This is a genomic window from Bacillus sp. ISL-34, from assembly GCF_018613325.1.
GTDB lineage: Bacteria > Bacillota > Bacilli > Bacillales > DSM-1321 > Peribacillus.
Genome location: NZ_JAGGQJ010000026.1, coordinates 1 through 25,322 on the forward strand (window position 1 = coordinate 1; position 25,322 = coordinate 25,322).

General features: G+C 39.3%; 25 protein-coding genes. 17 read left to right on the forward strand and 8 right to left on the reverse strand.

Annotated features, from left to right (window positions below):
* Window positions 1-245: 245 nt before the first annotated feature.
* Window positions 246-1,865: an ABC-F family ATP-binding cassette domain-containing protein gene (locus J7E52_RS18485; protein ID WP_214749762.1), complete on the reverse strand. Its 1,620-nt coding sequence runs from the start codon at window positions 1,863-1,865 to the stop codon at window positions 246-248.
* 339 nt (window positions 1,866-2,204) lie between these two features.
* Here J7E52_RS18485 and J7E52_RS18490 point away from each other — a divergent pair, with 339 nt between their 5' ends.
* Window positions 2,205-2,606 carry an RDD family protein gene (locus J7E52_RS18490; protein WP_214749765.1) on the forward strand — a complete coding sequence of 134 codons (402 nt, stop codon included), beginning with the start codon at window positions 2,205-2,207 and terminating at the stop codon, window positions 2,604-2,606.
* A gap of 212 nt (window positions 2,607-2,818) precedes the next feature.
* Here the strand turns inward: J7E52_RS18490 and J7E52_RS18495 are convergent, their stop codons facing one another.
* Entirely contained in the window at window positions 2,819-3,058 is a 240-nt protein-coding gene (locus tag J7E52_RS18495; RefSeq protein ID WP_214749768.1) for a hypothetical protein, read from the reverse strand.
* Window positions 3,059-3,415: 357 nt separating this feature from the next.
* On the opposite strand from J7E52_RS18495, the gene J7E52_RS18500 reads away from it, so the two are divergent.
* Window positions 3,416-5,674 carry a HelD family protein gene (locus J7E52_RS18500; RefSeq protein WP_309476906.1) on the forward strand — a complete coding sequence of 753 codons (2,259 nt, stop codon included), beginning with the start codon at window positions 3,416-3,418 and terminating at the stop codon, window positions 5,672-5,674.
* 41 nt (window positions 5,675-5,715) lie between these two features.
* On the opposite strand, the gene J7E52_RS18505 is transcribed toward J7E52_RS18500, so the two are convergent.
* On the reverse strand, window positions 5,716-6,237 hold the full coding sequence (locus J7E52_RS18505) for a GNAT family N-acetyltransferase (protein ID WP_214749771.1): 522 nt from the start codon (window positions 6,235-6,237) through the stop codon (window positions 5,716-5,718).
* A 141-nt stretch (window positions 6,238-6,378) separates the two neighbouring features.
* Between J7E52_RS18505 and J7E52_RS18510 the strand changes: the two genes are divergently transcribed.
* Both J7E52_RS18510 and J7E52_RS18515 read left to right on the forward strand, forming a co-directional pair.
* Window positions 6,379-6,570 carry a hypothetical protein gene (locus J7E52_RS18510; RefSeq protein ID WP_034307314.1) on the forward strand — a complete coding sequence of 64 codons (192 nt, stop codon included), beginning with the start codon at window positions 6,379-6,381 and terminating at the stop codon, window positions 6,568-6,570.
* Window positions 6,571-6,647: 77 nt separating this feature from the next.
* On the forward strand, window positions 6,648-7,064 hold the full coding sequence (locus tag J7E52_RS18515; protein ID WP_214749774.1) for a hypothetical protein: 417 nt from the start codon (window positions 6,648-6,650) through the stop codon (window positions 7,062-7,064).
* A 364-nt stretch (window positions 7,065-7,428) separates the two neighbouring features.
* On the opposite strand, the gene J7E52_RS18520 is transcribed toward J7E52_RS18515, so the two are convergent.
* A complete protein-coding gene (locus J7E52_RS18520) occupies window positions 7,429-8,619 on the reverse strand; it encodes an alanyl-tRNA editing protein (protein ID WP_214749776.1) in 1,191 nt (396 codons plus the stop codon).
* 224 nt (window positions 8,620-8,843) lie between these two features.
* On the opposite strand from J7E52_RS18520, the gene J7E52_RS18525 reads away from it, so the two are divergent.
* Both J7E52_RS18525 and J7E52_RS18530 read left to right on the forward strand, forming a co-directional pair.
* Entirely contained in the window at window positions 8,844-9,086 is a 243-nt protein-coding gene (locus tag J7E52_RS18525; protein WP_214749779.1) for a response regulator, read from the forward strand.
* A 121-nt stretch (window positions 9,087-9,207) separates the two neighbouring features.
* Window positions 9,208-10,080 carry a CvfB family protein gene (locus J7E52_RS18530; protein ID WP_214749782.1) on the forward strand — a complete coding sequence of 291 codons (873 nt, stop codon included), beginning with the start codon at window positions 9,208-9,210 and terminating at the stop codon, window positions 10,078-10,080.
* Window positions 10,081-10,128: 48 nt separating this feature from the next.
* Here J7E52_RS18530 and J7E52_RS18535 read toward each other — a convergent pair whose 3' ends face one another.
* From J7E52_RS18535 to J7E52_RS18545, 3 genes are read right to left on the reverse strand one after another with little or no spacing between them, the layout of a single operon-like run.
* On the reverse strand, window positions 10,129-10,698 hold the full coding sequence (locus J7E52_RS18535) for a manganese catalase family protein (protein WP_214749785.1): 570 nt from the start codon (window positions 10,696-10,698) through the stop codon (window positions 10,129-10,131).
* 12 nt (window positions 10,699-10,710) lie between these two features.
* Entirely contained in the window at window positions 10,711-10,977 is a 267-nt protein-coding gene (locus J7E52_RS18540; RefSeq protein WP_214749788.1) for a spore coat protein CotJB, read from the reverse strand.
* Entirely contained in the window at window positions 10,978-11,211 is a 234-nt protein-coding gene (locus J7E52_RS18545) for a spore coat associated protein CotJA (protein ID WP_063234475.1), read from the reverse strand.
* Window positions 11,212-11,467: 256 nt separating this feature from the next.
* On the opposite strand from J7E52_RS18545, the gene J7E52_RS18550 reads away from it, so the two are divergent.
* The 4 genes from J7E52_RS18550 (at window position 11,468) to J7E52_RS18565 (ending at window position 15,979) form a co-directional block, all read left to right on the forward strand.
* Window positions 11,468-12,319, forward strand: a complete 852-nt coding sequence (locus J7E52_RS18550) for a LysM peptidoglycan-binding and 3D domain-containing protein (RefSeq protein ID WP_214749791.1) — start codon at window positions 11,468-11,470, stop codon at window positions 12,317-12,319.
* Window positions 12,320-12,471: 152 nt separating this feature from the next.
* Complete coding sequence (gene recQ / locus J7E52_RS18555) at window positions 12,472-14,598, forward strand: DNA helicase RecQ (RefSeq protein ID WP_286197905.1); 2,127 nt, start codon at window positions 12,472-12,474, stop codon at window positions 14,596-14,598.
* Window positions 14,599-14,722: 124 nt separating this feature from the next.
* The gene (locus J7E52_RS18560) at window positions 14,723-14,929 is read left to right on the forward strand and encodes a cold-inducible protein YdjO-related protein (RefSeq protein WP_053346482.1); all 207 of its coding nucleotides are present in this window, start codon (window positions 14,723-14,725) and stop codon (window positions 14,927-14,929) included.
* A gap of 855 nt (window positions 14,930-15,784) precedes the next feature.
* A complete protein-coding gene (locus J7E52_RS18565; protein WP_034307294.1) occupies window positions 15,785-15,979 on the forward strand; it encodes a cold-shock protein in 195 nt (64 codons plus the stop codon).
* An 83-nt stretch (window positions 15,980-16,062) separates the two neighbouring features.
* Here J7E52_RS18565 and J7E52_RS18570 read toward each other — a convergent pair whose 3' ends face one another.
* Window positions 16,063-16,977, reverse strand: coding sequence for a YitT family protein (locus J7E52_RS18570; RefSeq protein ID WP_286197889.1), 915 nt, complete (start codon window positions 16,975-16,977; stop codon window positions 16,063-16,065).
* Window positions 16,978-17,502: 525 nt separating this feature from the next.
* Between J7E52_RS18570 and J7E52_RS18575 the strand changes: the two genes are divergently transcribed.
* The 7 genes from J7E52_RS18575 to J7E52_RS18600 all read left to right on the forward strand — a co-directional run bounded on the left by J7E52_RS18575 (window position 17,503) and on the right by J7E52_RS18600 (window position 25,253).
* A complete protein-coding gene (locus tag J7E52_RS18575; RefSeq protein WP_286197890.1) occupies window positions 17,503-19,482 on the forward strand; it encodes a PAS domain S-box protein in 1,980 nt (659 codons plus the stop codon).
* Window positions 19,483-19,500: 18 nt separating this feature from the next.
* Window positions 19,501-20,748, forward strand: coding sequence for an MFS transporter (locus tag J7E52_RS18580; RefSeq protein ID WP_214749799.1), 1,248 nt, complete (start codon window positions 19,501-19,503; stop codon window positions 20,746-20,748).
* 397 nt (window positions 20,749-21,145) lie between these two features.
* The gene (locus J7E52_RS18585) at window positions 21,146-21,937 is read left to right on the forward strand and encodes a GDSL-type esterase/lipase family protein (RefSeq protein ID WP_214749802.1); all 792 of its coding nucleotides are present in this window, start codon (window positions 21,146-21,148) and stop codon (window positions 21,935-21,937) included.
* Window positions 21,934-22,848 (forward strand): ABC transporter ATP-binding protein, encoded by a 915-nt coding sequence (locus J7E52_RS18590; protein ID WP_214749805.1) that lies wholly within the window; start codon window positions 21,934-21,936, stop codon window positions 22,846-22,848. Before J7E52_RS18585 ends, J7E52_RS18590 begins: the two co-directional genes overlap by 4 nt.
* A complete protein-coding gene (locus tag J7E52_RS18595; protein ID WP_137017470.1) occupies window positions 22,841-23,821 on the forward strand; it encodes an ABC transporter permease in 981 nt (326 codons plus the stop codon). Before J7E52_RS18590 ends, J7E52_RS18595 begins: the two co-directional genes overlap by 8 nt.
* An 81-nt stretch (window positions 23,822-23,902) precedes the next feature.
* The gene (locus J7E52_RS27075; protein WP_286197892.1) at window positions 23,903-24,025 is read left to right on the forward strand and encodes a hypothetical protein; all 123 of its coding nucleotides are present in this window, start codon (window positions 23,903-23,905) and stop codon (window positions 24,023-24,025) included.
* 391 nt (window positions 24,026-24,416) lie between these two features.
* Window positions 24,417-25,253, forward strand: a complete 837-nt coding sequence (locus tag J7E52_RS18600; RefSeq protein WP_214749806.1) for an MBL fold metallo-hydrolase — start codon at window positions 24,417-24,419, stop codon at window positions 25,251-25,253.
* The last annotated feature ends 69 nt before the right edge of the window (window positions 25,254-25,322 follow it).

Genomic DNA, 25,322 nt, shown 5'->3' on the forward strand with positions numbered 1-25,322 from the left:
GGGACTTAAAAAATTGTCGATCCAGCCGATGCTTACTTTCGCTGCCATTAATTTAAAGAAGATGGCCAATTGGACATGGCAAGGTCCAAAAATGGCCTAACATAGAGGGCTCGTAGAGCCCTAATCTCTCAACCTTGGGCCAAAATTCAAAGGAAATTTCAAAAGGGGCTCGGAATTTTTTAATTCCGAACCCCTTTTGTCTACAAACTGAGCACATCCAATAAGGATGTGCTTTCATTAAAGTATTATTTGTACATTTCAGCCACTTGTTTTTGCAATTCGCTATTTTCAAGGTACTCATCATAACTCATTTGCTTATCGACTGTACCTTTTGGTGTAAGTTCAATGATTCGGTTCGCTATAGTTTGGATGAACTGATGATCATGAGAAGAGAAGATCATGGACCCTTTAAAGCTGATCAAACCGTTGTTCAATGCCGTAATCGACTCTAAGTCCAGATGGTTAGTAGGTTCATCAAGCATCAAGACGTTCGAACCGCTCAACATCATTTTGGAAAGCATACAGCGGACTTTTTCGCCCCCTGAAAGTACACTTGCCTTTTTCGTGACTTCATCGCCAGAGAATAACATTCTGCCCAAGAAACCGCGCAGGAAGCTTTCACTCTGATCATTAGGAGAATATTGACGGAGCCAATCAACAAGATTTAAATCGACACCTTCAAAGAATTCAGCATTATCCTTAGGGAAGTATGCCTGAGAGGTCGTAACGCCCCATTTGAATGAGCCGTTATCCGGTTCAATTTCACCTGCCAAGATTTTGAACATTGTTGTTTTAGCGATCTCATCTTTACCGACAAATGCAATCTTGTCGCCTTTATTCATCGTGAAGCTGACGTTATCCAATATTTTTACGCCATCAATCGTTTTCGAAATTCCATCTACACGAAGCAGGTCGTTCCCGATTTCACGATCAGGTGTAAAGCCGACATATGGATAGCGGCGCGAAGAAGGCTCTATGTCATCCAAGCTGATTTTGTCCAATAATTTCTTACGGGATGTCGCTTGGCTCGATTTGGATGCATTGGCACTGAATCGAGCGATGAAATTTTGAAGCTCTTTGATTTTTTCTTCTTTTTTCTTATTGGCATCTTGAGTCAGTTTAAGGGCAAGCTGGCTTGATTCATACCAGAAGTCATAGTTACCGATATAAACTTTGATTTTACCGAAATCAAGATCCGCGATATGTGTACAAACTTTGTTAAGGAAGTAACGGTCATGGGAAACTACGATAACAGTGTTTTCAAAGTTGATCAAGAATTCTTCCAGCCATTTGATCGCTTTTAAGTCCAAGTGGTTGGTAGGCTCATCCAGTAAAAGAACATCCGGTTTACCGAATAATGCCTGGGCAAGCAATACTTTAACCTTGTCGCCACCGTTCAATTCAGCCATTTTCTTTGTATGCAGATCTTCTGCAATGCCAAGGCCTTTTAAGAGGATTGAAGCTTCAGGTTCAGCTTCCCAGCCGTTTAATTCGGCAAATTCACCTTCAAGTTCGGCCGCTTTCATTCCGTCTTCGTCGGTGAAGTTTTCCTTCATATAGATGGCATCTTTTTCTTGCATGACTTCATATAATCTTTCATGTCCCATAATGACAACTTTAAGGACTTCTTCCTCTTCATAAGCGAAGTGATCTTGCTTTAGAACGGCAAGGCGTTCGCCAGGCCCCATATGGACATCACCGGATTGCGCTTCAATTTCACCTGAAAGGATTTTTAAGAAAGTGGATTTACCCGCACCATTCGCACCAATCAGTCCGTAGCAGTTACCAGGCGTGAATTTTATATTAACATCTTCAAACAGTTTACGATCGCCATAGCGTAAACCAACATTATTTACAGTAATCATTTATTTACATTCCTCCAAAATACTTTTGTTTCAACGTGTCCAACACTTTGTTTCATTAGTTTTACGCTGATTCACACAAACAGCAGTTTATGTCCAATTATATTTAAATGCCGTTCGTTAAATTGTATCTTATTTCTTAGGAAAATTAAAGGCAGATTAGCAAAAACAAACGTTTATAAGCAAAAATTACACAGAGATTTAATTTTGTTTATAAATTGTCACCAATAATGTAAGTTGTTTTTCTTGTTGAAGAAAAATATAGGTATAAAGACTCATTACGCAACAACCTTGTAATTGGTAATATAGGTAACTGTAACTAACGCAACAGGAGGATTTTATATGAGCGATTCAGTAGGTTTTTGGAAACGTCTTTTAGCAGGTTTTTTGGATGGCATAATAGTGTCTTTACCATTAGCGATAATATTCGGGTTGATTACCGGTGATTGGGAAAATGAGAATTTTTCAACGTTTTTCAACTTTCTTTACATGCTGATTGTCCCGATATTATGGTATGGCTATACAGTGGGTAAAAGGATGATGGGAATACGCATAGTAAGGATGGACGGCAAAAAATTAGGCATAGGCACAATGCTATTGAGGTATATAGTTGCAGCTTTGGTCTATGCCATTACATTAGGGATAGGGTTTATTGTCAGTGCATTCATGGTTGGCATAAGAAAAGATCATAGAGCGATACACGATTTCATAGCAGGTACGTACGTGACATCAAATAAACCATGATTAATTGATAAGCAGTTTAATAGCTGCTTTTTTTTATGCAAATCTACAATTTCAAATCCGGTACGATTTTTTAAACATGAAGTGAATTTTGCTGTTACTTTATATGCGGGTAAATTACTTTTTAAGGTTTAAATATTACATTGGAAACCACGATAGAATATCACTATTAATACAGTGGCAGTTAGGAACCAAAAAGCACTTAACCTTTATGGTCAAGTGCTTTTGTTATTCAAAACCTCTTTATTTTGATTAATGATGATTTTATTTCTTAAAATCATTTCTTTATTATTAAGTCCAACATTGTGTTCTTTGGTATTATTCACTTTTTCTAGCAACGATACTACAGATATTTCCAATAATTCAGAAACAGGCATATTTGTTTTAGATGATAAAATTTCAAGTTCATGGATTAATTTAGGGGATAGCATTGGTTGTCTTTTATTTATTTCCATGACAGGACCCACTTTCTTAAAAAAATTATGTAATTGTAATTTAAGTATATAATGTGAGTTTCCAATAAAACATTAAATTAGCGTTATTTATGTTAAGAATTGATGACAATTGCTGAATAAAGTCATAACCGAGGCATTTTGAATGTTCCTTCATAAGTCAACATATTATAGCTAAATCCAATCAGGAATATATAGAGTATTCTTCGAATTATATGAAATATCAGGGAAGGTAAATTACAACTATATAATTCTATGTCTCCAGATTTGTCAACCTTTGGCTTTTCTGATAGTATAAATGTCCATTTCGTCTTAGCATCGGCATTTTAATAAGTTTGATAAATAAACAAGGAAGGGGAAGTGATTTTATTGGGTAATCACCCTGATTTCGAACAGGAACGTCAGCGGCTGGATTTTACGAAACGTTATATCGACGTAGTCATCAAAACATCAGAAACAAGCAAAGATCAATTTCAGAGGAATATGCAAGAAGCTTTTGGCGATGCCGATTGGTCTGAATCAGCCTTATATTCACAGCTGCTGACAACGGCCAACTTTTTTGAGATGTCCAAAACCGAACTTGAAAGTTTACGCAAGGCAAGTAAAAAACCCTACTTTGCAAGAGTGGATTTTGAAAGGAATGACGGTGATAGAGGCGAAGTCCTTTATTTCGGAAAAACATCGCTTTATCAGAGGGAAAGCCAGGAACAGATCATCGTCGATTGGCGTTCACCGATTGCAAACCTGTATTATGAGGGACGGATTGGTGAAATAGAATATGAAGCGGAAGGGGAGACATTCAGCGGGAACATCACTTTAAAAAGACAGCTAATGATAGAAAAAGGTATCTTGGAGGAGATAAGGGACATTGATTTGACAACCACGGATGAATTGTTGCAGGAATCCCTTTCCAAAAGTTCCAGCAATCGATTGACAGATATCATTACCACGATCCAGGAAGAACAAAATAAAATCATTCGTGCAGATTTGAATAAACCTATCATTGTCCAGGGCGCAGCGGGCAGTGGTAAAACCACAATTGCTCTACATAGGATTTCTTATTTCATTTATCATTATAAAGACTTGTTCGATCCGCGACAATTAATGATTCTTGCTCCGAGCCGGGTTTTCATTGATTACATATCTGAAGCTTTACCTGAATTGGGTGTCGAAAAGGTAAAGCAATTCACATTTTCCGAATATGTTCAGGCAGCGATAGGAAAGCAAGTGAAGCTTGTCGCGGATGATAAATTAACCCGATTGCTGGAAAAGGATGATGAAGAAATCAATTCAGCCGTCTGGATATCAGGTCTGAAGGGCTCTCCTGCCTTTAAATATATATTGGACGAATATGTAAAGGATATTTTCAGGGGGTTTCACCCGGATGCTGATTTTTATTGTGATAAATATCGCCTCTATTCCGCTAAGAAGTTTATTAGATTATTGGAAGAGGATTATTGGTATTTACCGTTATACAGCAGGCTGGACAAACTGAAGGCCATATTACAAAATGAAGTGAAATTGAAAAAGAAAATAATGCTTGAACGTGTTGTTGATTTTTATGATGCCAAAATTGAGAAAGCTCTATATAAGAATATCGATCCAGTCATTCGCAAAGAATTTGTTACAAAATGCCTCGATAAAAAAGAGGAAAGGATAGGGCAGGTCCAAAAGGCGATCCGTACTTCGGTAAAAGGGTATTTTAAGCAATTCAAAAGTAAAGATCTCCTGGATTACTATCAGGAATTATACCAAGATCCGGAGCGTCTCTCCTCGTACAGCAACGGTAAACTTACTGTTGAAGATGCCAGTGTTTTATGTGAGTATAATCATAAATTATTTTCTGCTAAAAGTTATGAGATGGAGGACTTAGGAGCATTATTATATCTTCAGGAACGGCTTTTTGGTATCGATAAAGAAAACAAAGCAAAAAATGTCGTCATTGATGAGGCACAGGATTATAGCTTCATGCAGTTACAGGCACTAAAGACGGCAGTGGATACCGATATGTTCACACTTGTAGGCGATCTTGCACAAGGCATCCATTCATACCGCGGACTTCAAACATGGGACGAGGTTCACAGTCGCATTTTCCCTCGGGCGACTTATACTGAATTACAAAAAAGCTACAGAACAACTGTTGAAATAATGAAACAAGCTAATGAAATACTTCAGTTGTTAACATACGATTTCCCGGAAGTTGAACCTGTAGTCCGTCATGGCAAGGATCCAGAATTCATTGCCATTGGAAAGGAAGGTTGGGAAAAAGAGCTGATCGATCTTATTGCAAGCCTTAAAGGAGAAGGTTTTAATACGTTTGCCGTTATTGCCAAAACGATGAAAGATTGCAAACTGGCAAACGAGAAACTAAGTGGACTCCATCAAGGCTTTCATTTAATAGATGAAGCGGGAAACATCCCAAAAGATAAAACGTTGATTGTTCCTTCATATCAAGCCAAAGGTCTCGAATTCGATGTCGTATTTGCAATATCCCTCGAAGAATCCTATTGCCATGGAAATGAACTTGATATCAAATTGCTGTACGTAACAATGACTAGGCCATTGCACCGGCTTTATTTTTTAGGTAATGAGAAAAAGGCTTTCCTTATCGAGACATGAGAGGGGAAGGGTGGAGAATAACCATCCTCCTCGGGATACGCTCACAAATGCAAAAGGATATCCTGAATATCTTCCCACCCGAAACCGACTTCGATAAGCTCGATGCCTGCCATTCTAACTGTTTTTTCAGCTATCACTTGACCGCCAAGTGCTCTGTAAAAACCGCATGAAGGATTATCATTTAATGCCCATATTATTAAATTCTTATGTTCCATTTTCATAAGCTCATGTATGACCGCTTTTATCATTTTTCGGCCGAGTCCCTGTCGTTGATATTCTTGTAAAAAATAAATGGCATATACTTCTCCTTGAATATGCGGATCATTCGTTTGTTCAGGTCCGCCGGCAGCGAAACCGATGATTTCCCCATTGGCGTTCTCGGCTACAAAGGTGGCATTATGCAGCATCTTTAAATTCCTTAGCCAGTTTTTCTTTTTGGCTTCCAGATTCAAGGAAGACAAATATTGATCAGGGAGGATTCCTTTATAAGTCGTTTTCCAGCTGTTTATATGTACATTTGCTATTCCACTTACATCTTGTTCTATGGCTTTCCTTATCTTCATAAAAACACCTTCTGATTTTCGTATTTTCCCCTAGAATATCATGGGAAAAGTTAATAAGCATTTTATTTATGTTTATAACTGCATGAGAAAGGATATGAAATAAAAGAGTGATTCAACCAGACGAAGGGAAGGATGAGAAAGATGAAATTGAAAGTTGGTTTTTATTTTCCGGGCGGTAAAGAACTAGAGCATGAGGTAGAAGGCGATGACTCAACTCAAATGATTTCAAACATTCAAAAGCACCGTTATTATAATTTAGTTAAAGGCGATTGCCATTATGTAGTAGATACGGAAAAAGCAGCTTATTTTTCTGTAACGGAAATACTGGATTGAGATAAACCGCATTGGACATTTGTTCCATTGCGGTTTATTCTTTTTGTTGTAAGGAAACCGGAAAAGGAGTATCGACAATGAAAATCAATTTTACCAAGAAACAGTATGAAACATTATTCAAAATGGTTCAGTACGGATATTGGGTTGCTTCCGATACTGAAGTTAATAAAGAAGAATTTAGTGAGATGGAACAGTATCTCAATTCCTTTGCCAAAGATTTTGGCATGGAAGGAGTACAGTTTGTGAAGGAGTATGGAATTTTTGATTTAAGCAGGGAATTGGAGGATCAACTCCATGAAGTCATAGATGAGTATGAAGAAGGAGTGTTCAGAGATAAGCTTGCCTATCATATGGCTAGAAAAGAGTTTGCCGAGGAGTCGGAAAACCATGAATATAATCAGGAGGAAGCGTTTAAACGTATCATGGAGCTTGAGGAAAAATATCATCTTCATATTGAAGAACACGGATTAGGGAATTTGAAAATAGTAGAATAAAAAGAGAGAGGGCTTAGTTTGTCCTCTCTTCAGACTGTAGACAAACTCGATGTAAAATCAAGTTTGTCTCAGTTTTTATGAGGGTTCATAAAAACTCGAACGTCGATTTCCACTCCAGGTACTCGCTTTCCGCGGGCGGTCCGGGAGCCTCCTCGGCGCCGTGCGCCTGCGGGGTCTCCCCTCGACGCGCTTTTCCCGCAGGAGTCTCGCACACCCGCTCCAATCAACTTTGTTTTGAAATTTTAGGTAAACCCCTTTTTGTCTACAAATTCGAGAGAGGACATAAATTTATCCCTCTTTTCTTATTCTGAAAAGTCATGATTTCCATATGTTCATCACGTATGCCATCCATTACGGATCGGTATTATACACAAGGATTATGGCCTAATTTTTCAACTGTGTATTGGTAAAAAGCGATTAAGTCATTTTGTGACGCAAAACCTGCTTGTGCAGTCTGTTCGTTCCCTCCGCCTTTCCCATTATAGGTACTGAGTTCAGCTTTAAAATATTGCCCGCAATGAAAGGGGATGGCCCCACTATGTGAGAGGATGAGCTTTTGCTCCTTACGTGATGCTAATAATACGGTAACCTTTTCCTTTTTTACAATCGTACCTGCAAGGTAAAGCAGTTCTTTCGTTGAGCTATCTTCGAAAATATGAGAGATGAATCCCCCTCCATTTTCTGCAAGCAGGGAGTCAGCAAGATAATTTGCATTTTCAAGTTTTAAGTTTTCGTTTGCCGATAGCAGCTGCTTATAGTCATTTTCCAGTTTCTCCACCCTATTCAGAATCTCTGTACGTCCGGTATTGAATTTATTCGATAATGCCGAAAGAATTCCTAGACTTTCGGAATAATCGTTCAATGCCCTGAAGCCGCACTTAAAATAGAGACGGGTATGTTCTTTCTGCTTCTCCGCTTTGAAAATTTTTATTAAGCCAATCTCCCCGGTACGCCCTACATGGGTTCCACCGCAAGGGTTATATTCGATCCCTTCTATCTCAACAATACGGATATTCTCTGAAACTTTAGGCATTTTGACGACAGGAAGCGTCTGTAATTGCTCGTTCGTCACGTAATAGATAAGTATTTCGCGATTCTCGATAATATATTGATTAACTAGCTTTTCAGCGGCTGCCGTATGTACTTCAGTCCATTGAAATCCTGACATTATATCGATCGTTAAATATTCCTTCCCAAGGTGAAAGCTGACCGTATTAGAGTCGAACAGTTCCCTGCAGACAGCAGAGAGTAAATGCTGGCCGCTATGCTGTTGCATATGGTCGAAGCGGCGGGACCAATCAAGTTCACAATGAACGATCTCTGAATCTGGCCGTCTATCCATCTTATGAAGAATCTTTCCATCATTGTCTTTTATAACGTCAAGAACGGTGATTCCTTCTATTTTACCAGTATCTGCAGGCTGACCGCCCCCTTCGGGATAAAAAGCGGTTTCTTCAAGAGTGATATAGTAAAAGCCATTTTCTTCAATGGTATCCCGAATTTTGGTATCCCATTGGGAAGTCTTGGTGGACGTGTAATACAATTTTTTTGTCATGAATGATTTCTGTTTCCTTTCAGTTAATTATTAAAATTATATCACCGAAACACCAGAGTTTGAAATCGCGGGTTTAGAAGATTAGTCAGGTAAATAAGTAAACCTTTTGAAAAATTTTAAGTGCAAGATGGCAATATTCCACGTCAGCTATTTCAAAAGTGGTAGAAAGGCATTTCAAAAGCTAAAAACCTCACCTCCGGATGCCATTATACTGGATATCCTTCTTGAAGAGGGAGAGATGGACGGCTGGAATAAAAGGATCCGCTGATTTGAATGAGATTCCCGTTTTTGGATCGACTGCACTTGACGAAAGGGAGAAGGGAATTTCCTTGGGAGATAACGATTATTTAGTTAAACCGTATAAACCGAGCCATTTATCCAAAGTGATCATGCATACCTTATTAAGTAACGGTAAACAAGGGCATATTCTGGTCCCGCAGACATTCCATGAAGAAAACAAGGGTTAAAAAATAAAAAAACGTAATAGGTATACAGAACAAGAAAAAAATGATAAATTCAAATATGTTGGAAAAATAAATAATTGGGTACAATTGTAGGTAAAGGTAAGTTACAGGAGGATTTTTATACATGCAAAAAATTCAGGCCGGCATGGCTGTAGAGTTAGAAGTGGAACGTAAGGCTGATTTCGGATGGTTTTTAACAGATGGTTCAGAAGATGTCTTACTTCATCATAATGAAATGAATGAAGGAACGGAACTTGAGATTGGCGATGAAGTAACTGTGTTCATCTACCATGACAAACAAGCAAGGCTAACAGCGACAATGAAGATACCCGAAATTCAAATTGATCAGTATGGCTGGGCGGAAGTTGTCAATGTGAAAAGGAAACTGGGTGTTTTTGTGGACATCGGTCTTTCCAAAGATATTCTTGTATCCCTGGACGACCTTCCGAATATTGATCGTTTATGGCCTGAGGTTGGTGATCGTCTATATGTATCCCTTAAGACAGACCGTAATGACCGCCTGTTTGGTAAACTTGCAACGGAAGATGTTATTCAGGAGATTGCAGTGACAGCCCCTTTAAAAGGAGTGCGAAACACCAGTATTAAGGGAAATGTCTATCGTTTGCTTATGGTTGGGTCTTTCTTTATTTCACAAGAAGGGTACCGCTGTTTCATTCACGAAAGTGAACGCAAGGAGGAGCCCCGTCTTGGTGAATTAGTTGAAGGGCGCGTCATTGATAGTAAAGAAGATGGAACGCTTAACGTTTCTTTAATCCCCTTTAAACAAGATTTAATGGGGGAAGATGCTGATGTCATTTTCACTTATTTAATGAATCGCGGCGGTGCAATGCCTTATGGTGACAAAACGCCACCAGATGATATCAAGTTTCACTTCGGTTTAAGCAAGGGAGCGTTCAAGCGTGCTCTCGGTAAACTTATGAAAGAAGAAAAGATTTATCAGGAAGATGGATGGACATATTCTTCAGACCGTAAATGAAAAAAAGGCAGCGGATTTTCTCCGCTGCCTTTTTTTATGTGAATTTCATTAAAAGAACTTCTTTTTACCTTTTTCTTCTTTTAAAATCTCCACAGCTTCCCTGAACCTCATCGAATGGACAATTTCCCTCTCACGCAAAAACCTGAGTGAATCATTGATATCAGGATCATCCGAGATGTCAATCAACCATTGGTAGGTTGCTCTGGCCTTCTCCTCAGCGGCGATATCTTCATATAAATCTGCAATGGGGTCTCCTTTGGCTTGGATATAAGTGGCAGTCCATGGATTTCCCGCTGCGTCATGATAATAAAGGGCATGATCATGATTAGCATAATGGTCCCCTAGCCCGGCTGCAGCCATCTGCTGAGGTGTGGCATCTTTTGTAAGCTTATAAATCATCGTGGCAATCATTTCCAGATGGGCGAATTCTTCCGTTCCGATATCCGTCAGCAGGCCAATCACTTTATCTGGAATTGTATATCGTTGATTTAAGTAACGGAGTGCTGCAGCCAACTCACCATCAGCACCCCCGTATTGCTCTATTAAATATTTTGCCAATCGAGGATTACAGTCTCTTACTTTAACTGGATATTGAAGCTTCTTTTCATAAACCCACATAGCTACCTCTCCTTATACCTGCCATGGCCAAGGGCCTTGGCCCCATTCCCATTTATTTTCACCGCCTGGACTGTTTCCAAATCCCAATAATGGACCATATTTAGGCTCAAAAACCGATTTTAATTGTTTTGAGTATTCATGAAATTGATTGAATTGCTGTAAAGCCTGCTGGTCGTTAGGATGTGTATCCAAATAATGAGTCAACTCGACAAGTACGAAATCGGCAGCCTGTATTTGTTCAAGCAACTGATAATATTCATCATCCAGTTTCTTTTTCATTTACGTCTCCCTTTCCCGATAAGGATTATCATAAAAGTCATAAAAGAATTTCCAAAGTGTACCATATTTCAAAGCTTCCTCCGGTGTGAACTGCTCCAAATTCGGCGGTTGAAAATTAATATACAAATTAGGAGGTGTCCTGTAGTACTTTCTCCCAATAGGCGGGCACGGATCGAATTTACTATGGAAAGGTTTATATGACTTTACTAAGGTAAAAGTCTTTTCGCGTGTCAAAAAAATACCTCCTTTATAAAGATATGGCCTTTAATTCTTATGCCTGGGTAATGCATAATATGACTCCCCTGGTCTGGAAAGGAAATTATCTGGAAAATTATGTTTTTTCAGAATATTATAAAATCTTGTTATAGTCCCGTTATCTTACTGTGATGTTTGTCATCTATTCTTTATCTGTTTGTTCTTTGTATAGAAAAAAACTATGTTAAGATTTAACTCGTAGCTTATAAAGCAGCTCACAAGGAGGTAACAACATATGAAAAAATCAATCTTATCGTTAGCGGCAGCGGCTGCTATATCCGGTGCATTCACAATTCCGGTACAAGCAGAAGATGTCAAAGTGAAAGATGGAGACACATTATGGGGGATATCTCAAACATATAAAGTATCAATAGAAGATATTAAGTCTTGGAACGATTTGTCTTCAGACGCGATTTATGCCGGAGAAACCATACATATTTCTCAAGAAGAGCATTATAAAGTAAAGTCAGGGGACACATTATCGAAAATTGCACACAAATATGATGTAGCGGTAAATGATATTAAATCTTGGAACGGTTTAAATTCAGATACAATCCATCCTGCTCAAGAACTGGTCATTAAACCTGCAGCTAACAAAGTCGAAGCTGCAAGTGTAGAGCCTGCGCAGAAATCAGAGCAAGCTGCACCAGTAGAACAATCAAAACCAGCAGAACAAACAAAGCCAGTAGAACAATCGGAACCAGCAGAACAAACAAAGCCGGTTGAACAATCGGAACCAGCAGAATCATCAGAAAAAGCAGACTCGAACAATGAATCCAGCGATCAAGCAGGAATCGAAAAAGAAATCACTGTTAGAGCAACTGCCTATACGGCTGATTGTCAAGGCTGCAGCGGTACAACAGCCACAGGAGTTAACTTGAAAGCTAATCCTGATGCAAAGGTGATTTCAGTGGACCCATCAGTCATTCCGCTAGGATCTAAAGTTTATGTAGAGGGTTATGGCTATGCGACGGCAGCTGATACAGGCAGTGCCATCAAAGGAAATAGAGTGGACATTTTTATACCTAACGAAAAAGATGCCGTGAATTGGGGCGTTAAAAACGTTAAAGTTCAAATCCTGAATTAATTAAACCCTGCAAAACATGTTTTTATATAGAAAAAAGCAGACACAGACATAATGTGTCTGCTTTTCCTTTTGGTTCACGGGAAAAGCAGGTACAATGGAAGAAATAGATCCTTATAAATCCTTACAAGGTAAATAGGAGGAGTAGTAAATTGATGGAAAAAGCACGTGATTATTTACAAGAATACTTTGGTTATGAGTCATTCCGAAAAGGTCAGGAACAGATTATCGAACAGGTGTTGGGCGGAATAAACACAGCGGGAATCATGCCGACAGGCGGAGGTAAATCAATATGTTACCAAATTCCAGCCCTTCTGTTACCAGGTGTAACACTCGTTATATCCCCACTAATTTCCTTGATGAAGGACCAAGTAGATGCCCTCGAACAAACTGGGATTGATGCCACATTTCTTAATAGCTCCATTTCTGGGTTAGAATCATCCAATAGAATGAACGATATTAAGCACGGAAGATATAAGTTGGTTTATTTGGCGCCGGAACGATTGGAAAATCCTGTATTTCAACAGGATCTATTTAATGTGGATATTTCAATGGTAGCCATAGATGAGGCCCACTGTATATCTCAATGGGGTCATGACTTCAGACCAAGCTATTTAAAAATCAAAACCTTATTGAAAAACATGCCATCAGCTCCGACCGTACTGGCATTAACGGCAACAGCCACACCGCATGTGACCGACGATATATGTCAGTCGCTCGGAATATTAGAGCAGCATACAATATCAACGGGATTTTCCAGAGATAACCTGTTCTTTTCAGTAGTGAAAGAGGAAAATCGCGGCCGGTTTTTAATGCGCTATTTAGAGAAAAACAAAAATGAATCGGGTATCATTTATGCAGCCACTAGGAAAGAGGTCGATTCCTTGTATGCGAAGCTTATCAAAGCCGGATTTAAAACAGGCCGATACCATGCTGGCATGAATGAACAAGACCGTTCGGAACAGCAAGATCAATTCATTCGTGATGACATACCCTTGATGGTAGCGACATCTGCCTTTGGTATGGGAATCGATAAATCGAATGTTAGATACGTCATCCATTACCAAACTCCAAAGAACATGGAGAGTTATTACCAGGAAGCGGGCCGTGCAGGGAGGGATGGTTTAGATAGTGAATGTATCCTTTTATATTCCCCTCAGGATATGCAGATACAGCGTTTCTTGATTGATCAATCAAATCCCTCGCAGGAGTGGCAATCACAGGAATTGAAGAAATTGAACAAAATGAAGGATTATTGTTTTACCGAAGGATGCTTGCAAGCCTTCATTCTACAATACTTTGGAGAAGAAAACCCTGAGGATTGCGGTCATTGCGAAAATTGTACAGATAAACGTGACTCTGTTGAGGTAACTACACAGGCACAGATGGTCCTTTCATGCATGTTGCGAATGGGTGAGCGGTTCGGTAAAACGATGATTTCCCAAGTGCTTACGGGATCACGCAATAAGAAAATTGAAGAGTTCGGATTCCAGAAGCTCTCAACCTATGGAATCATCAATGATCAATCTGCGAAGGATGTAGGTGATTTCATTGATTTCCTGACAGCGAAACAGTATATCGAAATGACGGGCGGCCAGTTTCCGGTACTTAAAGTTACCAATGCTGGCAGGGAAGTGCTCCTGGGACAGAAAAAAGTACTGCGTAAGGAAATAAAAAAAGTAAGCAGCATCAGTGCGGATCATGGGTTGTTCGAAGAGTTGAGACAGTTAAGAAAAGAATTGGCTGTTAAGGAAAATGTGCCGCCATTCATTATTTTTTCCGATGCATCCTTGAAAGATATGGCCGTCAAACTGCCGCGGACGGAAGAGGAATTCCTGGAAGTCAAAGGGGTGGGCATGCAAAAATTCGAACGATTCGGAGCCGTGTTTTTACAAGGGATTTCCCAGTATGTACAGGCACACCCTGAATTAGAAGCGAATACTATGGTTACAAAGGAAACGGTAAAGCGAGCTGCTACACCATCTCACTTAGAAAGCTATCGCTTATATCAGGAAGGCAAAACAATCAAGGAAATAGGGACATTGAGAGGGCTGTCTTCCATTTCAATTGAAAATCATTTATTAAAGTGTGCAGAAGAACACCTGGATATCAAATGGGATGAGATCTTCTTGGATAAAGAGTTTGATCTTGTTTTGGAAACTGCGAAACAATTGGATTCTGATAAATTGAAACCACTAAAAGAAGCCCTGCCTGAGCATATTTCCTACTTTATGATTAAAGCGATCTTGGTTAAAGCAGGACTGGAAAACGAAAGGTGTTAAGGTTTTTTGGATAATTTCTTCATTGAATAAATAAGAATATGCTTTAATGCGTATACTAGGAATGATAAAAAGGTGAAATTTCGCCCCTTTAATCAGAGTCTTTATAAAAAAGAGGAGGTTGCTCATGTATTTTGGTAAAAAGAATTCAGAGGAACCAGAAATCATTATGGAAGATACGATAGTATATGCGTGTGGATCAGCAGATTGTAATGGTTGGATGAGAAAGGATTTTGCCTCGGAAAACTATGATTGCCCAATGTGTGGAAGTCAATTAGTTGAAGAAGTCAGGGAACTTCCAAAAATTGAAAATGAGTATAATGCTTTTAAATAAAAGAGGTGAATCTTAGCCTCTTTATTTTTTTATTTAAAGAAAGAAGTATGGCGGGTGGTTTCATTCTGAATTAATGCTTTACATATAAAAACTTGTATGGTATCATTAAATTTCAGTGTTATGAAAAGAAAGCACTGGAGGGTAATTTAAAGTAACATTTTTATTAATAACATAATTTTTCATCATTTTCATGATGAAGTAGAAACAAGTTAAACACATCTAGAAAAAAGAAATACATGTAATCACCAAGTATTTTCCTCGATCCATTTCTGTTCTTCATTAACTTACTTCTATGTACCATTTGTCTTTTGGAATTTAATCAACCCAATTGGAATTACGGACGGTTTTAATTAATAAACATGTACTTACAAGCTTTTATCTGATTCTCGCAGGCACGGTCTAGGAACCGTATGGATGGGAGAGAGGCAGGGCTTTCATTGTTTTAGGTTTTGGCATTAAAAATTACTCTCATGCTCGATTCGCTTTGAAATGTTCATCGAACGAGCAGGAAGAACCATATGGAATGGATTCTTAAACAGCGCAGTCTCGATTATCTTGAAGGGTAAGTCAGGGACTGTGTTTCATTTTGGGGAATACTTTCTTTTTTAGAATCTTTCCTCAAATGTATAAAGCATATATATGATATAATGGTTACTGAGATATGAAAAATTCATGTCGTAATCTCAAGTTCTTACCATTCAAAAAGTTTGGTTGAAAGAACAATAATCATACTTATATTTGCGAATGGGTATTTACTCACAATTTAGATTAAGCGCCATCTATTCTTCTTTTATCTTTATGGCTTGTGATCTGTTATGCAGGACGGAGTCAATTCAATTCTAAGGAGTGAGATACATGTATAGAAGAAATAATACGGAAGAAATCATTCCTGAAGAAACAAAGGTGTGGGAATGTACATCAGAAGATTGCAAAGGTTGGATTCGCGATAACTTTACAAGTAATGATGAACACGTTTGTCCGTTATGCAGCAGCGAGATGAAACCCGGCACCAGAATGCTTCAAGCAATTAACAATCCAAGAAATTATTAAGGTTATAAAAAAAGCTGAAGGGGATTCTCCCTTCAGCTTTTTTTATCTTTTTGCCAATTGGATGAAGCAAAAAGCAGGTGAGATTAGTGGATATCTTTTTTCTTGAATCGACCGCCTCGAACTTCCGCGATATCCCCTACGGCAAGAAATGCAGATGGATCGAAGCTTTTGACTATCTCTTTAAGTTTAGCTTCCTCAAGCCTGTTTATTACACAAAAGATGACTTTTTTATCATCACCAGAATAAGCACCTTCTCCAGCTAAAAAGGTTACGCCACGTCCAAGGCGATTCATTATGGCTTGGCCGATATCATCAAATTCATCACTGATAATCCAAACGAATTTGGATTCGTCCAAACCTGCGATGACGATATCCATCGTTTTATATGCCACGAAGTAAGCTATGATCGAATACATGGCCCGATCCCACGAGAATACGAAGCCCGCACTGCCAAGGATGAATAAATTAAAAAACATGACGATCTCCCCAACGGAAAATGGGATCTTCTTGCTAGCGAGTATAGCAAGTATTTCTGTACCATCCAATGAGCCGCCATATCGAATGACCATTCCAACACCAATGCCAAGAATCATTCCGCCGAAAGCGGACGCTAGGAGGATATCTTGAGTGAAAGCTGGTACATGATGAAGCAATGTAGTGGTGATGGAAAGGACTAAAATTCCATAAAGGGTAGATAATGCGAAGGTTTTGCCGATTTGTTTATAACCGATAAAAAAGAAAGGAAGATTCAAAATGAATAGAAAGATACCGAGCTTCCATCCAGTAATGTAAGATAACATAATCGATATACCCGTTATGCCCCCGTCGATTACGTTATTCGGCACTAAAAAAATCTCAAGACCGACAGCCATCAAAACCGCACCGATTGTAATTAGTAGACCTCTCTGTAAAATTTGTCTCAGTGTTAATTTTTTATGCTGGGTTCTCTTTTGCATAATTTCTGTTGTACTTGCACCTGCCAGGTCTGACATAATCATGCCCCCCACTCCTTCTCTCTATATAGGTTCTATTTAATTATAAACCTATAGGTATAATTAAATAAAGAAATTAACATTCTTCATTAATATATTCCCGAATAATTATTTTTGTTATTGAAATGTCCTGCAATGATGAAGCAGGGTTGTGAATGCTTGTCATTACCATGTATTCCTATTCTACTCCATACAAAACAATAGTATTTCTAATTTTGTTGATTTTATGAAAGAAACCTGCATTTTCTTGAGATGTGGGGTGCACTGGAATAATTAGTGTGTAAATATATAGGAGAAAGGAAATAAAAAACCTTTGAGGTACTATGGATTTCCATTACAATATAGGAGAATAGAACGTTTGAGGTGGTCAAGTAAAAAAATGGAACAATCAATTGTGGCATCAAATCCTGTCCTCTTTATGATTGCAGTACTTTTGATAAAATGGCGTGTTATACGGCGTTGGATTTACTGACAACATTACTGACGATAGAGAAATATAAACGGCTGGTGTATATTGGGAGCAGCTGCTCTATGGGAGTGGCTATTTGGACGCTTAATTTTGTGGTCATATTCACCCTTGATAATTCAGGAATGGCGGCATACAACATTCCTACAATAATTTTTTCGTTGGCATTGGCAATTGCTCTCGCAGGGGTTGGATTATTGGCCATATCGTATAAAACACAAGTGCTGCAAATCGTTTTTTGCGGCTTCATGTTTACGATGGCCATTTTATCCAATTATATTATGGGAACATCTTCTTTAAACCACTCTTTGCACTTTAGCCCATTGTCGGTCTTCAGTACGCTTTTCAGTATCTTTATTTTATTTGTAGCAGCACTTGCAATATTATTTTATTTTAATAAATTAAGTCAATCCTCGCTAAAGCCAGTCAGTACTCTCATGATGAGCGGGGCAATCATTGAAGGCTATTATCTTTTTTTAAGAGTGTTACCGATGAACGCGAAAAACGAAACGGGTGAATTTGTTCCACTCACCCCATTTATGCTTTATCTTACATGCTTCGTTTCATTATTCATACTTGCCAGCTTGATCGCTTCAAGTACGATCGTAAGCCGGCGGTTGGCAAAAAGTGATAATACTGTGAGCGATATCCGTTATGCTTTAGATCAATCGGCGATCGTAGCCATCACGGATACAAAAGGAATCATTACATATGTTAACGAAAAATTCCTGGAAATATCACAATATGAAAAACATGAACTAATAGGGAAAAATCATTCCATCATCAATTCTGGTCATCATACAAAAGAATTTTTCACTGACCTATGGCTAACGATCAGCCAAGGGAAAACATGGCATGGTGAAATATGCAACCGAGCTAAAGATGGTAATGTTTATTGGGTGGATACAACCATCGTTCCTTTTATGAAAAAAGGCAAGCCATATCAATATATTTCCATCCGTTCAGATATTTCCAGTCGTAAAAAAGCAGAAAATGCTTTAAAGGGGTCAATCAAGGAACTGGAAGATATGCAATATGCAATCAACCAATCCTTGATTGTGGCGATTACCGATGATAAAGGAGTCATTATCGAAGTGAATGAAAAGTTCTCTGAGGTTTCCGGTTATGGGAGAGGTGAATTGATAGGACATACACATAAGATAGTTAATTCTGGATACCACTCAAAGGAATTCTTTGAACATATGTGGAAGACCGTCCATGAACGGAAAGTTTGGAAGGGGGAAATTAGAAACAAGGCGAAAGACGGCAGTTTTTATTGGGTCGATACAACAATTGTCCCATTTTTCAACGAAGAAGGAAGGCCATTTCAATTTCTGGCACTTAGATATGATATAACTGAGCGTAAACAATCGGAAGAGATGCTCCATCGGCAGGATAAATTAGCCGCAGTCGGTCAGCTTGCTGCTGGAGTGGCACATGAAATACGGAATCCGCTGACCTCCATGAAAGGGTATACGGAATTTTTGCAATTAGATGAAACGGACGAAAATAAACAAGAATATCTGGAAATAATCATGGACGAAATCAATCGTGTGAATGAGATAGTTGAAGAGTTCTTACAATTGGCGAAACCACAGGCCTTGATATTGGAATTGAAGAATCTTGTGCCAATCATTCAAAACGTCGTATCTTTGACGGAGTTTGAAGCCAGGAAGAAGAACATCACACTGATTTCGGATTGCAATGAAGAAGAGATCCTCGTTCGTTGTGATGAGAATCGATTAAAACAAGTCATATTGAACTTCATTAAAAATGGTATGGAAGCTATGCCTGACGGTGGCTTCATAAAAGTCATGACTGAACTTAAAGAGGATAAAGTGCATATATCCATTACCGACACAGGAATTGGGATGCCGCCAGAGCAGCTTAAGAGACTGGGAGAACCATTTTTCACAATGAAAAAATCTGGTAATGGGTTAGGTCTCATGATCAGCTTTAAAATCATAGAAAGGCATTCGGGTAATGTCATTGTCGAGAGCGAGGTCAATAAAGGTACAGTCTTTAATATCGTGCTCCCTGTTTAATATCCATAATAGGAAGCAATGAATAAAATCAACAACTTTGTAGAAGCTGTCTGCGTGGGGGAACTGGATTTGGATAAACAAAAGCATGTCAATATTATTAGCTTGAAGGTATTTTACCTATTTTCTTTTTTTGCAGTGGGAAGTTTAACACCGCTATTAAGCGTTTATTTGGCCAATGAGGCTGGTTTGTCCGGTATTGAAATAGGTACGATCATGTCTGTTGGACCGATAGTGATGATCGTTTTTCAACCTTTTTGGGGAATTGTCTGTGATTGGAGCGGGAGACCAGCAAAAATACTGGCAATGACATCGTTGCTTGCTGGTGTATTCGGTTTAGGCTACTTGCTGTTCGAGCACTATTTACTTATAGTATCCGTCGCAATCGCTTTGGCTATTTTTCAAAGTGCGATAATACCAGTTTCAGATAGCATCACCCTTCAATATACAACAAAAATCAAATCGAATTATGGGGAAATCCGTTTATTCGGTTCACTTGGATACGGTGTGGCCGTTTTTGTAATGGGAAAGTTATCTGAATCCTTCATGGGTCCTTCAGTGATATTTTATGCTTTTTTCTTCGGTCTTTTGATCGCGGCCAGTCTGGCTCTTCGTTTGCCTGAAGAGCCACCTGGGAAAAAGGTGAAGCTTTTCGGTGGAATGAAAGAATTGATCACCATGAAACGATTTCTTATCTTTCTTGCTATAACGTTCTTGCTTTTTGGTCCTAATCTTGCAAATAATGTATACTATGGTTTGTTTGTAGAGGCAAGGGGAGGGACATATACAGGAATTGGCATTGCGTTCCTTTTAGCTGTATTATCGGAAATCCCCTTTATGAGAATCGCAGGAACCTGGATTCATAAGATAGGCCTGCTGCCAATTACCTTATTAGCTGGAACGGCCTCATTGGTCCGCTGGGTTTTGTACTTCACCGAACCCAGTTTGGCTACCGTATATGTGACTTCGATCATTCAAGGGTTTTCACTTGGATTATTCATTCCTGCAGCTTTACAATATATCAGGGAAGTTGTCCCTGCACGTATAACAGTAACAGCAATAACGCTTTATTCCGCCATTGGCAATGGATTGGGTAACTGGTTCAGTACCTTCAGCGGCGGGATAATCTTGGATAAATCAGGAATATATGCGGTCTATTTATTTTATGGTTTACTCACGCTGATTGGGATGCTGCTTACAATATGGCTCATGAGGTTAGATATAAAATTAAAAGTAATGGGAAAACCCATAGGTACAATAGAAAAATGATGGGAAATAAAGCGAGAGACCTCTTTACCTTTCATGGTGAAGAGGTCTTTTTTACTTGTCTCTCAACATTTTTTTAGGGGTTATACAATTTAAACGTTGATTGGAACGTAAGGCACTTACTTTCCGCGGGCGGGTCCGGGAGCCTCCTCGGCACCTTTGCTCCTGCGGGGTCTCACTTGGACACGCTTTTCCCGAAGGAGTTTCGAACACCCGCTCCAATCAACTTTGTTTTAATTTTAGATAGAACCCCTTTTGTAATCCCTTTCCTCCTTTTTGTATTGGTAATTTTATAAACCCTTTTATTAATTGGGGTTTTTAACCAGAACAATCAGTTTTTTGTTTTTGGAAATAATATGATTTAATGGAAGATAGAGAATGAATGGAAGGATGAGTGTTTTTGAACAAACCAAAAGTGTTGGCTTCTACCATCGTATCAGCTCTTATCGGCCTGTTTTTTTTATTTTGCCTTGGATGGGCGATTACTGACCATTACGGTAAAGGAACTTCCGATACGGAAGTAATTGAAGAAACCCCCATTAAAAATGATCTTCCTGATGATTTTACGGTAGTGGCGATAGGCGATTCATTGACACGTGGCACAGGTGATGAAACAGGGAAAGGCTACGTGGGACTTGTTGTTGAAGATTTGAAGAGTGAATACAACAGAAAACCAATCATTCATAACCTCGGAATTAATGGACAAGTGTCTAAAGAATTGGCGCAGCAAGTGAAACAACCGGAAGTGAAGCGCCAAATCCAAGCAGCTGATGTTATTTTAGTTACGATAGGGGGTAACGATTTATTTCAAAAAGGCCAGACCCTGCTTGAATATGATCGTGAAGCTATATCTGTATCACAAAAGAATTTCTTGGGAAATTTAAATGGAATTTTTAAAGATATCAATAAAGTCAATGATACAGCTACCATACTGTTGCTTGGGCTGTATAATCCATTTATAGATTTGGATGAAGACTTTGATACGAACCGCATTGTTCGTGACTGGAATAATGAAACGGCAGAAGTCGTGGCTCATTATCAAAATGCAATTTTCGTTCCCACATTTGATTTATTTCAATTGTCGGTAAATGAGTATTTGTATTCGGATAAATTTCACCCTAATAAGAAGGGGTACCGTTTAATTGCAGATAGAGTTGCTCCTTTAATAAAATGGGAGGATGTGGAACGATGAAACGGGTGACTTTGTCTGTCAGGGATTTGAGAAAAAGGATTGGCAAAAGGGAAATTATTAAAGGAATAGACTTTGAGCTGAATGAAGGTGAGGTTTTCGGCTTTTTAGGACCGAATGGAGCAGGCAAGACGACGACGATCCGCATGTTGGTCGGTTTAATTAAGCCATCCTCAGGTTCCATCCATATATGCGGGTATGATGTTCGTCAGGAATTTACGAAGGCTATGAAGCAAATGGGCTGCATCGTTGAAAATCCAGAGTTGTACCCATTTTTGAGCGGGTGGGATAATTTGCTCCACTTTGCAAGAATGTTACCTGAAGTGGATGAAACAAGAATGATCGAGGTTGTTGAACTCGTCGGCCTGCAAGCGAGAATTCACGATAAAGTGAAGACCTATTCGTTAGGTATGAGGCAGCGTTTAGGAATCGCGCAGGCAATGCTGAACAGCCCTAAGCTGTTGATTTTGGATGAACCGACTAACGGTCTAGATCCTGCCGGAATCCGTGAAATGCGGCAATTCATCAGAAAATTGGCTGAAGAAGAAGGTATGAGCGTTCTGGTTTCTTCACACTTATTGGGTGAAATACAGCAACTTTGTGACCGGGTCGCAATTATTAAAGGAGGGGAAATTATCAAAACGGACACAGTGGAAAGCTTATTATCCACGCAGGAGCGGATATTTTGGCGGGTGGAACCTATTCAACAGGGAGCGGAAATTCTTAGCGGCTTCACCGAAATTACCATAGATCAAAAATATATCATTACAGCCTATGATGAACTTAAAACACCCGAATGGAATGCTGCACTTAACCAAGCAGGGGTGAGGGTGCATGAAATGAATCGAAAGCTCCCGGGATTGGAGGAATTGTTTTTGCAAGTTACCGGTGTCGGAGGTGCAGGCATTGAATAACTTGATCCAAAATGAAATGATGAAGTTGTTGGCAAAGAAACGGTTAATCATAATCGGTATCATCGTTGGAATTTTAGTGCTGATGTTTACATATGCCCAATATAAACAAGTGGAAGAGCAGCGGGAGAAGTTGGGAACTGATGATTGGCGTGCAGCTCTACAGCAGCAAATCATCGATACTCAAAATCGCTTGGGCTCGAATAGGATGCTCGATGAGTGGCGTGAACAGCTGCAAGTAAGTCTGAAGCAGCAGCAATATTATCTCGATCATGATATCAATCCCTCAGAACCAGGCGCTGCCACCTTTACACGCATGTTTTTGGAAAATGCAATCGATTTGTTCATTCCGCTGTTGATCATGATTGTGGCTAGTGATATGGTTTCTTCCGAAAGCAGTCAAGGGACGATCAAGCTTTTGTTGACCCGGCCAGTGGAGCGCTGGAAAATCTTATTGAGCAAATATGTAACATTATTATTATCGGTTTCGATTATCGTGGCGATGACAGCCTTATTGTCTTACCTTTTATCAGGAATCGTTTTCGGATATCAAGGATGGGGGGCCCCCGTAATAACCGGATTCGAATTGAATGGGGCTGACGTGGATGTCAGTCAAGTAAGGTTAGTGGAACAATGGAAATTCCTATTGATGGATTTGGGACTTGTCTGGCTGGTGGCGGTTGTTGTAGGGACCCTATCTTTCATGCTTTCGGTTTTAGTGAGAAGCACCCCTGCAGGCATGGGCATCATGCTGGCTGCATTGATTTCCGGGGCTATATTGAACAATATGGTTTCATCATGGGAATCAGCTAAATATTTCTTTATGGTGAATTTGAAATTGACCGCTTATATTAGCGGAACGGCTCCACCGATAGAAGGGATGACCTTATTATCCTCCGTCATTACTCTGCTCGTTTGGTGGGCGCTTGCTTTAATTGTATCTTTTACAGTATTTACCCGGCGGGATGTATACTGAGAAACAGCCTATACAAATTATAGGTTGTTTCAGTTTGAGTGTCGCACCCACAACCATGATTTTAAAAGAAGACTCGGTTTAATGGCTAGCCGAGCCCCGCTAGACGCTTGCTTTGATGAGGCTTGGCAGACACAGGGCGGAAAGGGAGCGGATTTAGTGCTGGGACCGCAAAATGAAAGCTCTGGAGTACGAATAATGAGGTGAAGGTCGAAAAAAGTCGAGAACAGTCGAAAAAAGTCGGGCAGAAATCAACTGCAACTTTTTTAAATGAAAAAGCTGCAGGCAGACTGGCTTTTCTTCGAATTTGTCGATTATTGGGGATCGGAATGGTCTCATCCCGAATACTTTTCATGATTTTATCGAGGGAATGATGACCATGATTTTAAACAAGACCTTGTTATACTGCATGATATTTAACTGTTTTATGAACTGAAATCATCCGTAACTTTTAAAAATAAAAAACTGTTGGCAAACTCGCTTTTTCTTCGAATTTGTCTACAGTCTGACACAGCCTATATAAAATATAGGTTGTTTTTTATTTTCTCGTACAGGGTATCCTTTATAAAACAGTATGTTCAAATTAGGAGGATTATAAATGGATGATAATCATTTGAATGAAAAATTGATGCCGATGACTTCAGTTTCCAGTGGAGATGTACAGATCCTAAACGAGGATATATATTGTCTGTCCGTCCAAATCGTTAATGTAATTTTTGTAGGGTCACCCAAAGATGATAAATGGGTATTGATAGATGCAGGGATGCCGCGTTCAGCAGAGGTAATAAGGAAAACTGCTGAAGAAATATACGGACCGCAAAATCCACCTGCTGCCATTATTTTGACACATGGACATTTCGATCATGTTGGTGCACTGATTGAGTTAATGGAGTATTGGAAGGCTCCTGTTTATGCCCACATTAAAGAAATGCCTTATTTAACGGGACAGGAAAATTATCCCGAACCGGATCCTACTGTTGAAGGCGGGATGGTCGCTAAAATGTCATGGGTATTTCCGAATGAGGGAATCAACCTTGATGAAAAAGTTCAGCCATTGCCTGATGATCATAGTGTTCCCGGGCTTCGCGATTGGAAATGGGTTCACACCCCTGGACATTCAAAAGGACATATTTCACTTTTCCGTGAAAGTGACCGAAGTTTGATTGCTGGAGATGCTTTTGTGAATGTCAGGCAGGATTCCCTATACAAGGTTATCACTCAGGAGAAAGAAATAGCAGGCCCACCGAGGTATTTGACAACTGATTGGGAGGCTGCCAAAGAATCTGTAAAGTTATTGGAAAGCATGAAGCCGGCTGTTGCCATAACGGGGCATGGGTATCCTGTTGAAGGGCAAGAACTGGAAATGGGTTTATCAAAGCTTGCAAAGGAATTCGATTCATTAGCTAAACCGGATCATGGGAAATATGTGGAATGAAGCGTGAACGTGTTTCATGAATAATTTCTCTTCAGAAGTCAAAAATAAACAAGCAACTTATGAAAATGG

What these genes read in the sequence shown, in the direction of transcription:
- J7E52_RS18590 (WP_214749805.1), top strand. Translation starts at nt 21,934, where the DNA reads ATGAAACGGGTGACTTTGTCTGTCAGGGATTTGAGAAAAAGGATTGGC.
- J7E52_RS18565 (WP_034307294.1), top strand. Translation starts at nt 15,785, where the DNA reads ATGTATAGAAGAAATAATACGGAAGAAATCATTCCTGAAGAAACAAAG.
- J7E52_RS18495 (WP_214749768.1), bottom strand. Translation starts at nt 3,058, where the DNA reads ATGGAAATAAATAAAAGACAACCAATGCTATCCCCTAAATTAATCCAT.
- J7E52_RS18550 (WP_214749791.1), top strand. Translation starts at nt 11,468, where the DNA reads ATGAAAAAATCAATCTTATCGTTAGCGGCAGCGGCTGCTATATCCGGT.
- J7E52_RS18510 (WP_034307314.1), top strand. Translation starts at nt 6,379, where the DNA reads ATGAAATTGAAAGTTGGTTTTTATTTTCCGGGCGGTAAAGAACTAGAG.
- J7E52_RS18485 (WP_214749762.1), bottom strand. Translation starts at nt 1,865, where the DNA reads ATGATTACTGTAAATAATGTTGGTTTACGCTATGGCGATCGTAAACTG.
- J7E52_RS18490 (WP_214749765.1), top strand. Translation starts at nt 2,205, where the DNA reads ATGAGCGATTCAGTAGGTTTTTGGAAACGTCTTTTAGCAGGTTTTTTG.
- J7E52_RS18600 (WP_214749806.1), top strand. Translation starts at nt 24,417, where the DNA reads ATGGATGATAATCATTTGAATGAAAAATTGATGCCGATGACTTCAGTT.
- J7E52_RS18560 (WP_053346482.1), top strand. Translation starts at nt 14,723, where the DNA reads ATGTATTTTGGTAAAAAGAATTCAGAGGAACCAGAAATCATTATGGAA.
- J7E52_RS18515 (WP_214749774.1), top strand. Translation starts at nt 6,648, where the DNA reads ATGAAAATCAATTTTACCAAGAAACAGTATGAAACATTATTCAAAATG.
- J7E52_RS27075 (WP_286197892.1), top strand. Translation starts at nt 23,903, where the DNA reads ATGGCTAGCCGAGCCCCGCTAGACGCTTGCTTTGATGAGGCTTGGCAG.
- J7E52_RS18580 (WP_214749799.1), top strand. Translation starts at nt 19,501, where the DNA reads ATGAATAAAATCAACAACTTTGTAGAAGCTGTCTGCGTGGGGGAACTG.
- J7E52_RS18520 (WP_214749776.1), bottom strand. Translation starts at nt 8,619, where the DNA reads ATGACAAAAAAATTGTATTACACGTCCACCAAGACTTCCCAATGGGAT.
- J7E52_RS18535 (WP_214749785.1), bottom strand. Translation starts at nt 10,698, where the DNA reads ATGTGGGTTTATGAAAAGAAGCTTCAATATCCAGTTAAAGTAAGAGAC.
- J7E52_RS18540 (WP_214749788.1), bottom strand. Translation starts at nt 10,977, where the DNA reads ATGAAAAAGAAACTGGATGATGAATATTATCAGTTGCTTGAACAAATA.
- J7E52_RS18505 (WP_214749771.1), bottom strand. Translation starts at nt 6,237, where the DNA reads ATGAAGATAAGGAAAGCCATAGAACAAGATGTAAGTGGAATAGCAAAT.
- J7E52_RS18575 (WP_286197890.1), top strand. Translation starts at nt 17,503, where the DNA reads ATGGGAGTGGCTATTTGGACGCTTAATTTTGTGGTCATATTCACCCTT.
- J7E52_RS18570 (WP_286197889.1), bottom strand. Translation starts at nt 16,977, where the DNA reads ATGATTATGTCAGACCTGGCAGGTGCAAGTACAACAGAAATTATGCAA.
- J7E52_RS18530 (WP_214749782.1), top strand. Translation starts at nt 9,208, where the DNA reads ATGCAAAAAATTCAGGCCGGCATGGCTGTAGAGTTAGAAGTGGAACGT.
- recQ (WP_286197905.1), top strand. Translation starts at nt 12,472, where the DNA reads ATGGAAAAAGCACGTGATTATTTACAAGAATACTTTGGTTATGAGTCA.